The 11,388-nt window shown below is 70.0% G+C and carries 8 protein-coding genes and 1 tRNA gene; 2 read left to right on the top strand and 7 right to left on the bottom strand.

Going from position 1 to position 11,388, the window contains the following annotated elements; genetic code table 11:
- The first annotated feature begins 213 nt into the window (after positions 1–213).
- Positions 214–1,974, top strand: coding sequence for a hypothetical protein (locus tag KDL01_RS03660; RefSeq protein ID WP_212526867.1), 1,761 nt, complete (start codon positions 214–216; stop codon positions 1,972–1,974).
- Positions 1,975–2,169: 195 nt separating this feature from the next.
- Here KDL01_RS03660 and KDL01_RS03655 read toward each other — a convergent pair whose 3' ends face one another.
- Genes KDL01_RS03655 through KDL01_RS03645 form a run of 3 tightly spaced genes read right to left on the bottom strand, consistent with a single transcriptional unit; the run spans position 2,170 to position 6,276 of the window.
- The gene (locus KDL01_RS03655) at positions 2,170–2,367 is read right to left on the bottom strand and encodes a hypothetical protein (protein WP_212526866.1); all 198 of its coding nucleotides are present in this window, start codon (positions 2,365–2,367) and stop codon (positions 2,170–2,172) included.
- Positions 2,368–2,383: 16 nt separating this feature from the next.
- Positions 2,384–4,168 (bottom strand): ABC transporter ATP-binding protein, encoded by a 1,785-nt coding sequence (locus KDL01_RS03650; RefSeq protein WP_212526865.1) that lies wholly within the window; start codon positions 4,166–4,168, stop codon positions 2,384–2,386.
- Positions 4,165–6,276, bottom strand: a complete 2,112-nt coding sequence (locus tag KDL01_RS03645; protein WP_212526864.1) for an ABC transporter transmembrane domain-containing protein — start codon at positions 6,274–6,276, stop codon at positions 4,165–4,167. Before KDL01_RS03645 ends, KDL01_RS03650 begins: the two co-directional genes overlap by 4 nt.
- A 427-nt stretch (positions 6,277–6,703) precedes the next feature.
- On the opposite strand from KDL01_RS03645, the gene KDL01_RS03640 reads away from it, so the two are divergent.
- A tRNA-Arg gene (locus KDL01_RS03640) sits at positions 6,704–6,776 on the top strand.
- A 217-nt stretch (positions 6,777–6,993) separates the two neighbouring features.
- Here the strand turns inward: KDL01_RS03640 and KDL01_RS03635 are convergent.
- The 4 genes from KDL01_RS03635 to KDL01_RS03620 form a co-directional block, all read right to left on the bottom strand.
- Positions 6,994–8,190, bottom strand: coding sequence for an alpha/beta hydrolase (locus KDL01_RS03635; protein ID WP_212526863.1), 1,197 nt, complete (start codon positions 8,188–8,190; stop codon positions 6,994–6,996).
- On the bottom strand, positions 8,187–9,362 hold the full coding sequence (locus tag KDL01_RS03630) for a hypothetical protein (RefSeq protein WP_212526862.1): 1,176 nt from the start codon (positions 9,360–9,362) through the stop codon (positions 8,187–8,189). The genes KDL01_RS03635 and KDL01_RS03630 overlap by 4 nt, the downstream gene beginning before the upstream one ends.
- A 126-nt stretch (positions 9,363–9,488) precedes the next feature.
- On the bottom strand, positions 9,489–10,307 hold the full coding sequence (locus tag KDL01_RS43025; RefSeq protein ID WP_281415222.1) for an ABC transporter ATP-binding protein: 819 nt from the start codon (positions 10,305–10,307) through the stop codon (positions 9,489–9,491).
- A gap of 88 nt (positions 10,308–10,395) precedes the next feature.
- Positions 10,396–11,358 (bottom strand): ABC transporter permease, encoded by a 963-nt coding sequence (locus KDL01_RS03620; protein ID WP_212526860.1) that lies wholly within the window; start codon positions 11,356–11,358, stop codon positions 10,396–10,398.
- Positions 11,359–11,388: the final 30 nt, after the last annotated feature.

The raw sequence follows: 11,388 nt of genomic DNA, 5'->3' as shown, positions 1-11,388 counted from the left end.
GTGGGCCGGGTGGCCGACGGGCACCAGACGCTCCAGGCCGAGTGGTCCGGATCACTTGTCCGGGTCGATCGCTCCGCACCGGCAGCGGTCGATGACCCGGCCAGGGCTCACGGCAGTGCAGCAGGCAGGGCGGGAGACAAGCCCGCAAGCAGGGCGGAACGGATGCCAGAACGACGTCTCCACCAGAGACGGGAAGTCGGAAAGGGGCGGGAGATGTACGAGCCGGACACGCACGACGGTGGGATGCGCGACCGCAGGATCTACGAGCGCGAGATGTACGAGCAGGACACGTACACGTGGGAGCTGTACAACCAGGAGCTGCACGACCAGGAGATTCACAAGCAGGACATGTACAGGCAGGGCATCCACGAGCGAGACATGGATCGGGCCCTGAATTGGGCCCGAGATGAGCACCGCCCGCAGCTGTTCGCCATCGCCGAACCGGCTCCCCAGATCACCGAGCTGGCCCGTGACGCAGACCCCGCCCACGAGAGCCGCCACGCGCGCCGCCCCCAAGCCGATCGCAACCCCAGCGCCGAACTAGACGCCCACAGCGCGCACGACCAGCCCAACGAGCACGACAACCCCGTCCACAGCTCTCGCAGCGTCGACAGCCACCACGTCGACCAGAGCAACCACAGCGACCGCGCTGACCACAGTGACCACACCGACCACACCGACCACACCGACCACACCGACCACACCGACCACACCGACCACACCGACCACACCGACCACACCGACCACACCGACCACACCGACCACACCGACCACACCGACCACACCGACCACAACGCCTATGGCGCTCACAGCATCCGCAGCACCCATCGAGCCGCACCCGATGACGTCGCCGCACCCGAGCCCGCGCGCTACCCGACCACCGCCGTCCCGCCCGAGCCATCGCACTCAACGCCCGGACCCCACCCGAGCACCACCCAACCGGGGTCACCGTACTCAACACCCGGGCCGTATCCGAGCACCACCCAACCCGGGCCGACGTACGCATTGCCCGGGCCGCACGCGAGCGCCGCCCAGTTCCAGCCCGCGCGCTCAACGCCCGTGTCGCACTTGAGCACCGCCCAACCCGGGTCGTCGTACTCAGCACCCGGGCCGCACCCGTACGCCGCCCAACCCGAGCCAGCGCATTCAACACCCGGGCCGCACGCGAGCGCCGCCCAGTTCGAGCCGCCGCACTCAGCACCTCCGCCCCACCATGCCACCGCCACGCCCGGGCCCATGTCTTCCGCGACTTCCGCGACTTCCGCGAGCGTGTCTTCCGCGACCGAGGCACACCCAAGCACGGCCAACCCCGACCTGTCCCATCCGATGTCCGCGCCTCATCAACCCGCCGCCACGCCATCCGAGGCGTCGCACTTCGGGACCCCGCCGTATCCCGGGACCGCACCGTTCACGTCACCCGACACACACCCGCCGCGACAGCCCCCGCATCCATCTCCGGACCTCGGGCCGCCCGACATGTTCCAGCCCTCGGCGCCGCCTCAGCCGACCTTCTTCACCGCTCCCCCGCCCGGCGCCACCGCACTGATGCCGGCGACATCCTCGATGGCGCCAGACGCGCCGCCCCATGAACAATTCAGCTTCGCCGCAGCCTCGGTGAAGCGGACGTTCCCCGCATCCGAGCTTTATCCGCCTGAGCTGCGGCCCATGCTGACGAGGCACCGCCTCCGACGTCGGCGGCACCGCACGGCGGCCTCCATGCTCACCGGCGCCGCGCTCGCGTTCGGCGTATCGGCGCTGCGCCCATGGGCTGTGCTGACTCCGAGCTCAACGTCGGCACGCGACCCCACCGCGTCGTCGGCCCTGGGTCGCACGCCACCAGTACCGGACTCGATCGCCGTCGCGGGTCATGCGGTCGCAGGTCCGGCTGTCCCGCACCCAGCTGGCGCGCACCAGAGCGTCGCAAGCCAGGCCGTCGCGAACCAGACCATCCCGAACCAGGCCGTCGCGAGGTGAGCCGCTGCGAGCTTGGCCGCACCGGCAGCCGACCACCGCCCGCCCGGCCGTTATCGACCCCGCAGCTTGCCGACCTGCGCGGATATGTGTCGCCCCGTGACCGTGGCCCTTGAACGGCCGCGGCCCTGCCCCGGTTTCTTCCCCCAGTACAGGAGGTGTTGTGATTCAGCTGTGATTCGTCGTTCGCCGCGAACGTCAGTCGCCGTGGTGCGGCGGGCGTTCGGCGAGGAAACGGTCTAGGTCCTCATCGGTCCCGTTCGGGCTGTCCGACCAGGTGCGTTCGCCCCAGCCGAAGTCCGTGTCGTCGCGGGTCTGCTCGTATCCCGACGGGGCGACCAGGGCGTTCTCGTCGCGGCCCCAGTCCTCGTCGTACTCGTCATCCAGATAACTCATAGCACTCTGATCGTAGCTAACCCGCGTGTCCATCCGGCAAAGACTGGTCGGACGCGCCGTGCCAGCTGTCCCACAGCCGGGCGTACGCTCCACCTGCCGCGATCAGCTCGTGGTGGGAGCCGAGCTCGGCGATTCTCCCGTCCTCGATCACGGCTACGCGGTCGGCGTCGTGCGCCGTGTGGAGTCGGTGTGCGATGGAGATCACAGTGCGGCCCTCGAGTACGGCGTTGAGCGAACGCTCGAGGTGGCGGGCGGCGCGCGGGTCGAGAAGGGCGGTCGCTTCGTCCAGCACGAGCACGCGCGGGTCAGCGAGGACCAGGCGGGCGAGCGCGAGTTGCTGGGCCTGCGGGGCGCTCAGCTCGAGGCCGCCGGAGCCGAGGGCGGTGTCAAGGCCGTGCTCGAGCGGCTCAGTCCAGGCGTCGGCGTCCACGGCCGCGAGGGCTGCCAGGACGTCCTCGTCCGGGGCGTCGGGGCGGGCGAGCACGACGTTCTCGCGGAGCGTGCCCGTGAACACGTGGTGTTCCTGGGTGACCAGGGCGACCTCGCCGCGCAGCTCGCCGAGCGGGAGTTCGACCAGCGGCGCGCCGCCGATCGAGACCTTGCCGCGTGTGGGCGCGCTGATACCTGCGAGCAGGCGGCCGAGGGTGGACTTGCCCGCACCGGACGGGCCGACCATCGCCAGCCGCTCGCCCGGACGCAGCGTCAGATCGACGTCGCGCAGGACCTCGCGGCCCGGGACGTAGGCGTAGCCGACGCCCTGAGCCTCGAGTCGCGGATCGGTCGGATCCGGGCTGACCCCGGTGGCCGTGCGGTCCGCCGGGATGTGGGAGACGCCGACGAGGCGGGCGAGTGAGGCCGAACCGGTCTGAATGGTGTCCAGCCAGTCGAGGAGGGTACCAACGGGATTCGCAAGTTGCTGGATGTACAGCGTTGCCGCGGTGACCTGCGCGATGCTCACCCAACCGCGGGTGTAGCCATAGCCGCCGAACAGCAGCATGAGACCGGCGGGGGCGAGCTGGCACGCCTCGGTGACCGGGTAGAGCACGTTGCGCAGCCGCAGCGTGAACCGCTCGGCCTGCCACGAGGTGGTGATGTCGGCGTCGGTCTGGCGAACGTGTCCGGGCCCGAGGCGCAGCGCCTCGACGGCTCGCGCGCCCTCGATCGTGCCCGCCATGTTCTCGATCAGCGCCGAGTAGGTGGCGTTCGTGGCGAGGTAGCCGTCCCGGGCGTAACGCAGATACCAGCGCGTGACGGTCAGCAGCACCGGCAGCGTGATCACCGCGATGACAGCCAGCTGAGGCGCGGTCAGCACCAACGCGCCGACTGTGAGCACGCTGGACGTGGCCGCGCCGAGAATCGTCGGGATGCCCTGCTGGGCAGCCAGACGTAGTGCACTGACATCGCGTGACGCGCGGTTGATCAGGTCACCGCTGCCTGCCTGCTCGACCTTCGAAAGCGGCAGATCGAGCACACTGTCGACGAAGCTCTCGCGCAACTCGGCCAGCACACTCTCGCCGAAGACCTTGCCGGCCATGTACGCGGAACGGTTCAGCGCAGCCTGAATCAGGACCGAGACCACGAGCAGCCCGGCCAGCAGGTTGATGTGGTCGGCCGTGGTGCCCGCCTGCACGTCCTGGACGATGTCACCGAGCAGGCGCGGCGCGAAGAGCCCCGCAACGGTGGTCAAGGACGACAGAGCAATGAGGACGATCAGCTGCCGCCGGTAGTGACGGCCGACTTCACGGGCGTAGGCGCGCACGGCGGAGCGGTCTGCCACGGGCAACATGGTCGTGCTGCTCATGACAGCGCTCCTTCGGGGACGTGCGTGAGATCCGGGTCCGCACCCGGGATCGGCGACTCCACTGCGGAAGAGTCCTGAGGCTGGTCGGGACCCTCCTCGTCCTGAGGCTGGCCGCCGGGCTGGCCGACAAGTTGCCGGTCCTGGAACTCGCTACCGGACTGGCCGAGAAGTTGCCGATCCTGAAGCTCGCCGCCGGCCTGGCCGAGAAGTCGCTGGTCCTGGAGCTCACTGCCGGGCTGGCCATGAGACTCGTCCTGCGGCTTACCGTCGGGCTGCTCGTCCGACTCGCCGCGCGTGACCAGGCTGCGATAACCGGCGTCGCGGGCGAGGAGTTCGGCGTGCGTGGCCACGGAGGTGACTCGGCCGTTCTCGACGTAGGCGACGGAGTCGGCACGGTCGAGGACGAGGGGGCTCGTGGTGAACAGAACGGTCGTGCGGACGGCAGGTCCGTCGGCGTCGGCGTCGAAGCCGCCTCCGCTAGCACCACTCTGCGCACCGACATGGCTGAGTGAATCGGCACCGTGGCTGCCGCCGGGACGACTGATGCCGTCCGCACCGCTGTCACCGTTGGCGTTGCGTCCATCGGCGGCATTGCGTCCGTTGGCGGTATCGGGTCCACCGTCGACATTGCGTTCATCAGCGGCATTGCGTCCGTCGACTGCCCGGGAACGGCGGTAGGCGCCGATGCGTTCGGCGATGCGGGCTTCAGTGTGGGCGTCGACGGCGCTGGTGGCTTCCACGGCGACCAGGATCTCCGGGTCGGCGATCAGGGCTCGGGCCAGGCGCAGGCGCTGGAGTTGGCCACCGGAGAAGTTGCGGCCCTTCTCCTCGACCGGGGTGTCCAGACCGGCGTCGAGGCCTGCCAGCACATCTTCGGCGGAGGCGGCCTTGAGGGCGTCTCGCAGTTGCTCGTCCGTCGCGGTCGTGACACCGCTGAGGCTGGCGCGGAGGGTTCCGGCGAAGATGCGGTCCGCGTTGTCCGACAGCAGGATCCGCTGGCGCACTTGACCGACCTTCAGCTCCTTGAGCGGGACCTCGCCGAGTCGGGCCTCACCGGAGTCCACGTACCGGGCGAGGCGCTCGGCGAGCGTGGTCGCGTCGCCGGGGTCCGCGCAGGCGACGGCGAGGAACCTGTCCGGCTCGATCCGCAGGCCCGACTCGCGCTCCTCGAGCACCGCGCCGTCGACCGGCATCGGCTGCGGCTGCTCGGGCTCGGTGATCGGCGAGGCCAGCCGCAGGACTCGGATGATGTGGTCCGCGGCGACGTGGCCGCGGGTGAAGGCGTCCGCGGCCTCGCCGAAGGTGGACAGCGGGAGCACCAGGAACGACGCGTACCCATAGAAGGCCACGAGTTGGCCGATCGTGATGTCGCCGCGCAGCGCGAAGTGCGCCGCGAGCCACGTCACCAGCGCGGTGAGCAGCCCGGGCAGCAGCACCTGCTGTCCAGCGAGCAACGCCTCGATCCGTCCGACGCCGACGCCGAGGACGCGCAGCCTCTGCGACATCGTCGCGTAGCGGGCGGAGAACGTCTCCTCGCCACCGATGCCGCGCAGGATGCGGATGCCCTGGGCGATGTCGATCGTCTGGTCCGTCAGCGAACCCTGCAGGTCGCGGTACTCGTCCTGACGTCGGCGCAGGGGACGCAGCAGCAGCACGGTGCCGATCATCATCACCGGCACGCCGACCAGCACGACGAGGCCGAGCGGCACCGAGGACGTCAGCAGAATCACCGCCACCGCGACGACCGAAACGCAGCTGCCGGTCAGCCGGGCCCAGATGTCGAACGTGCTGCCGATGGCCTCCACGTCCGTCGTCCCGATCGCCAGCACGTCGCCGCTGGCTATCAGCCGCGGCAGATCGGCGCCCACCTTCACCGACTGGCGCGAGGTGATCTGGATCGCCAGGTACGCCGCGGAGAGCCAGTTCGTCATGGCACTGCGGTGGCGCATCCCCCCGGCCATCGCCGTGAACAGCGCGAGCCCGATGGCGACCGACGCCCACTCCCACAGCCCGCTCGCCGACCGGTGCACCAAGCCCCGGTCGATCGCCCGCCCGATCACGGCCGGCATGAGCGCCAGGGACAGCATCCAGGAGACGCCCCACGTCATGCCGAGCAGTTGGGACCGCCATTGATCCCGCCATATCCACAACAGCAGCCGGGTGGCGGACCGGCTGTCAGGTTCCCCGGGTTCCGGAACTGGGAGGCGGCGCATGCTACGGACAGTACGTGCCGCAGGTGAGGGCCCGCATCCTATTTTCTTCGCGGAGGTTCTTCGGGGCGGTGCGGAGGCGGCAGAACGAGCGCCGACGGGAGAGCGCCGGCCGGCAAGTGTCGGCGAGCGCGGAGCAGACACGCGGACACGCGGACACGCGAGCTAAGTGCGGAGCAGGCACGCGAGCGAAGCGGCGCGGCGGCGCGTTGCGGGGGACCATAACCTGGTTCGAGGGCAAGAGCGTCAACCTGTAAGCTATCGCGGACGGTACAGGTCTCTGCGAGAGCTGTACGGTCGAGCGGCAGCTGGACTGGCGCATCCCGCCCTCGTAGCTCAGGGGATAGAGCAACCGCCTCCTAAGCGGTAGGTCGCGCGTTCGAATCGCGCCGAGGGCACTGACATGGGGAAACACCGCGGCGGGGGCTGTGGGGGGAATCCGGCGGCAGGGCATGACCAACCGCCTACCAACCGCCTGTTGCTCGACCTGCCGTCCCACCTCCGCATGCATCTGCGCGTGACCCACCACCTGCCCCGCGCATTCAGGCGCCAAGCTCAGACGCGATGCTCAGGCTCGGCACTCGGGCACGACGGCACGTCGCCCGGCCGCGAGTTTCAGACGCGCGGCAGGGGCGTGGGGGACGTCAGGGTGTTGGTCAGCCATTGGAGGGCGGGAGCTATTTCGGCGTTCCAGGTGGCGAAGTTGTGGCCGCCTTCGTTGCGCAGGAGGGTCGAGGTGCGCAGGGGGGTGCCTCTGGTCAGGCGGACGAACTCCTGGACGGCGGAGATGTCGTTCTCGCCGGTGAGGCTGCTGGCGAGCAGGACTGCGATGGGGGGCTTGGCGAGGTTGCGCAGGCGCCACATCACGTTGTTCTCGTCGCGGAACTGTTGGTTCTGGTAGAGGTTGCCCGTGGTGATGTCCTCGGGGGCGTTGTAGTCGCCGGAGAGGGAGACGGCCACGCCGAAGCGGTCGGAGTTCATCATCGAGACCTTCAACGCGCAGTCGCCGCCGGTGCTGTCGCCCATCAGGCCCCAGGAGCGGGCGTCGGTGGCGAGGCGGGGGTAGGCCTGTTCGAGTGCGGTGGGGATGTCCTGGGCCCAGAACGTGTTGACCTGGGGGCCGCCGGGGACGTTGGTGCACTCGGTGTCGGTGCCGCCGACGCTGGTGGGCGAGGGCTGGGTCATCACCAGCACGACCGGCCGGTCGGTGTGGCCGTTGAGGCCGGTCAGCAGGCGGTAGGGGTACTTCAGCCGGTTCTCCAGGGCCTGCAGGTCGCCGGGGTAGCCGGTGGAGATTATCGCCACCGGGAAGCGGTAGTCCTGGTAGGCCTGCTGGAAGTACTGCGGCGGGAAGTAGACGATCGCCTGGGTGCTCAGGCCGGTGACGGCGCCTTGGATGGTGACGTTCTGGGTCTGGCCGGTGACGGCGGGCGCGGTGCCGCTGGGGAGGTTCAGGCCGCTGATGGACTGGACGCTGAGCAGCTGCCTGCCGACGGTGCCGCCGGCGCCGAGGGCCGTTCCCGTTCCCCGGCCCCGGGTCCCGACCTGGTCGGGGTTCTGGAACACGCTCTGGGTCTGGGTGGCGAAGCCGAACAGGTCGTGCCAGGACCCGTAGAAGCCGAAGTAGTCGTTGGCGAGTGCGGCCACCAGGACGACCACCATGAGCTGCGCCCCGCCGAGTACGCCGACCCGGCCGAGCACGGCTCGCCAGTTGCGTCCCGACAGTCTGCGCCACAGCAGGATGACGCCGGTGAACGCGCCGATCGTGAGCAGGATCAGCAGCGCCAGGAACAGGTCGCCGGTCAGGTTCATACCCGCACGTCCGCGTTCGCCTCGAGGGACCGGCCGAGCCAGTCGAGTTCGTCCACCAGGGTCAGGCCCGAGTGGCGGGTGATGCGCAGGGCGCCGCTGGATGCCTGGATCCTGGCCGGGACGTCGCCCACGGTCGGGTCGTAGAGCAGGGCGACGGCGGGCATCGGGACGGACGCCAGGTACGTGTCGATGCCGGGCCAGCTCTCCGACGCGGCGGTGTGGGTCCAGTCGCCCCCGGCGGCGGCCAGGCCGTAGTGGGACGGGTCCTGCACGGCGAGGTTGACCGCGGCGGTGCCGTCTTGGCCGACGCCGGCCATGCCCCAGTCGGGCGCGGACGCGTCGACGCGGTAGTGGGCGCGCAGGGCGCCTTGGAGATCTTGGGACCAGAAGAGTTGGCCCTGCTCGCCGTGCGGGACGTTGACGCCGGGGATGGTCAGGAGGGAGGCCGAGCCGGTCGAGCCAGTAGGCGCGGTGGACGCCGTCGAGCTGGTGGACGCCGTCGAGCCGGCGGACGCGGTGGAGACGGTCGCGGTGGGCGAGGCAGGCGCGGCGTCCGAGGTGCCGGTGACGACGACGACCATGACCTGATACGTGTTCGCGACCTGCTGGTATATGGCGGAGGCCAGGCTCGGGGAGCCGCCGGTGAGGTTGACGACCTCGACCGGGTAGTGGCGGTGGGCCTCGGCGCGGCTGGCGTAGTCCGTCGGCGGGTAGATCTGCAGGCTCGCGCTCAGGCCGCTGCGTACCCCGCCGAGTTCGGCGGCGATGAAGGACTTGGTGGCGGCGAGGCCGCCTGAGCCCGACCCGGGGCCGCCTCGGCCGGAGCCGCGACCGCCGCCGGATCCGCCCCCGCCCGTGCGGGCGGAGGCGCCGGTCAGGGCTCGGGCGTCGGCCTTCGCGGCGTCGGAGGCGCCCCGGTTGACGATCGTGTACTTCGCCGACGCGGTGCCGAACAGCTGGCCCCAGGAGGTGTAGAACCCGCCGAGTGCGTTGACGGCGAACAGGAATGTCGCCGCGAGGGAGAGCTGCGTGCCGAGCAGCAGGCCGACCCTTCCGGCCAGGGCCTTGGCGCCCGAGCCGGCCAGCCGGGGCCAGAGCCAGACGGTGAGAACCGCCAGGACGAGGGTGCAGACGCCGAGTGTCGCGAGGAAGCCCTTGCCGTCTATGCGCATGCCGGAACCCGCCTTGCTCGTACTCGCCCGAAATCCCTACTCCGCGTGCCGGCGGCGGCCGCCCCCAAGCGGCCACCGCCTACCGTGCCACCGCCGCACCCCACGGCGACGGAACAACCTGCCGGCTCAGCCCTGCTTCGACCACTGCTCGTAGGCGTCCGCGACCTCGTCCACGTCGCCGTCCATCAGGATCCTGCCCGCCTCGATCCAGATCGCCCGGTCGCAGGTGTCGCGGATCGCGCCCATGGAGTGGCTGACCACGAACACGGTGCCGGCGCTGGCGCGCAGCTCGCGGATGCGCTCCTCGCTCTGCTTCTGGAACTTCGCGTCGCCGGTGGCCAGGGCCTCGTCGATCATGAGCACGTCCTGCTCGCGCGAGGCCGCGATGGAGAAGCGCAGCCGCGCGGCCATGCCGGAGGAGTACGCCTTCATCGGCAGGCTCATCGCGTGCGGGTTGGTGTCCTCGATCCGGGAGAAGTCCACGATGCCCTGGTAGGACGCCTTGGCCTGGGCCCGGGACATGCCCATGGCGAGGCAGCCGACGATCACGTTGCGCTCGCCGGTCAGGTCCGGCATCAGCGCGGCGTTGATGCCGAGCAGCGAGGGCTGGCCGTCGGTGTAGACGCCGCCGCCCCTCTCCGGGGGCAGCAGGCCGGCGATCGCGGCCAGGGTGGTGGACTTGCCGGAGCCGTTGCGCCCGATCAGGCCGATGCTCTCGCCGCGCCGGGCCACGAAGGAGATGCCGCGCACGGCGTGCACCTCGCGGACGGTGGGCGAGGTGCGGCGCGAGACGATGCGCGAGAGCGCTCCGGTGGCCGAGCCGCGGCCGGTGCCCGCGCCGTGGATCCGGTAGATGATGTTGAGGTTGTCCACGACGACCGTGGGCGGGTTGGTGGCCGCCTCGGCGCGCCGCTTGGCCCGCTCCTCGAGGATCTGCGCCCGCAGCGCGGCGATCTCCTCGTCCGAGATGGCGTGCTCGCCGTCGATGCCCTGAACGGCCCGCAGGACCTGGCTCGGCAGGATGGTTTGCTTCTCAGCCACGGCCGTACTGCTCCTCTGCCTTCCAGAAGTACACGAACCCGCCGATGCCGAAGGCGACCGCCCAGCCCAGCATGATCAGCCAGGCGAACGGCGGCTGGTAGAGCGGGGACTGCCAGGCGTGGGCGACCGCGTAGTCGTTGCTCATCAGGCAGTTGCGCACCAGGGTGATGAACAGCGCGGCCGGGTTGTAGTAGGCGAGGTTGATCATCCAGACCGGGACGCCCGGGTGGTCCTTGAGGACGGACGCGATGCTGTACATGACGCCGGAGACGTACATCCAGGTGCGCAGGATGAACGGCAGCAGCTGGCTGGTGTCGGTCAGCACCGAGCCCATCCGGGCCACGATCAGCGCCATGCCGGTGTTGAACGTGAACAGCAGGGCCAGCGCCGGGACGATCAGCAGCCAGCGCCAGGTCGGCACCTGGCCGGTGGCCGCGGCGACGATCAGCACGATCAGCATCGAGAAGCCGAGCTGCTGGAGCTGGATGATCGTGGCGGAGATGGGCAGCGCCGCGCGGGGGAAGTGCAGCGCGCGGATGAGCACCAGCTGGTCGCTGATCGACCTTGACCCGAAGACCATCGCGGTCTGCAGGAAGTTGAACAGGAACACGCCGATGACCAGGAAGAGCAGGAAGTCGTGCACGCCCCGGCTCTGGCTGAACAGGAAGCCGAAGACGAAGAAGTAGACCGCGACGTTCAGGATCGGGGTCAGCAGCTGCCAGATCTGGCCGAGCTTGGCGTCCGAGTACAGGGCGCGGTTCTTCGCACTGGCGTAGCCGGTGACGAAGTGCCGCCGGCCCCAGAGGATGCGGATGTAGTCCAGCAGCGGCGGGCGCTTGCCGCTCTGCTTGAGGCCGTACTTGTCGGCCATCTTGGTGCCGCCGAGTTCGGCGTACTCGGGATCGACCGGGGGAGCCGGCAGCTCCTCCAGGACGATCTCGGCGGATTCACTCACTGCCTTCGCCTGACTTCCAGTATCCGTCGT

Origin of the sequence: Actinospica durhamensis (genome assembly GCF_018139695.1) — a bacterium.
GTDB lineage: Bacteria > Actinomycetota > Actinomycetes > Streptomycetales > Catenulisporaceae > Actinospica > Actinospica durhamensis.
This window is presented reverse-complemented; position numbering and strand designations above follow the sequence as displayed.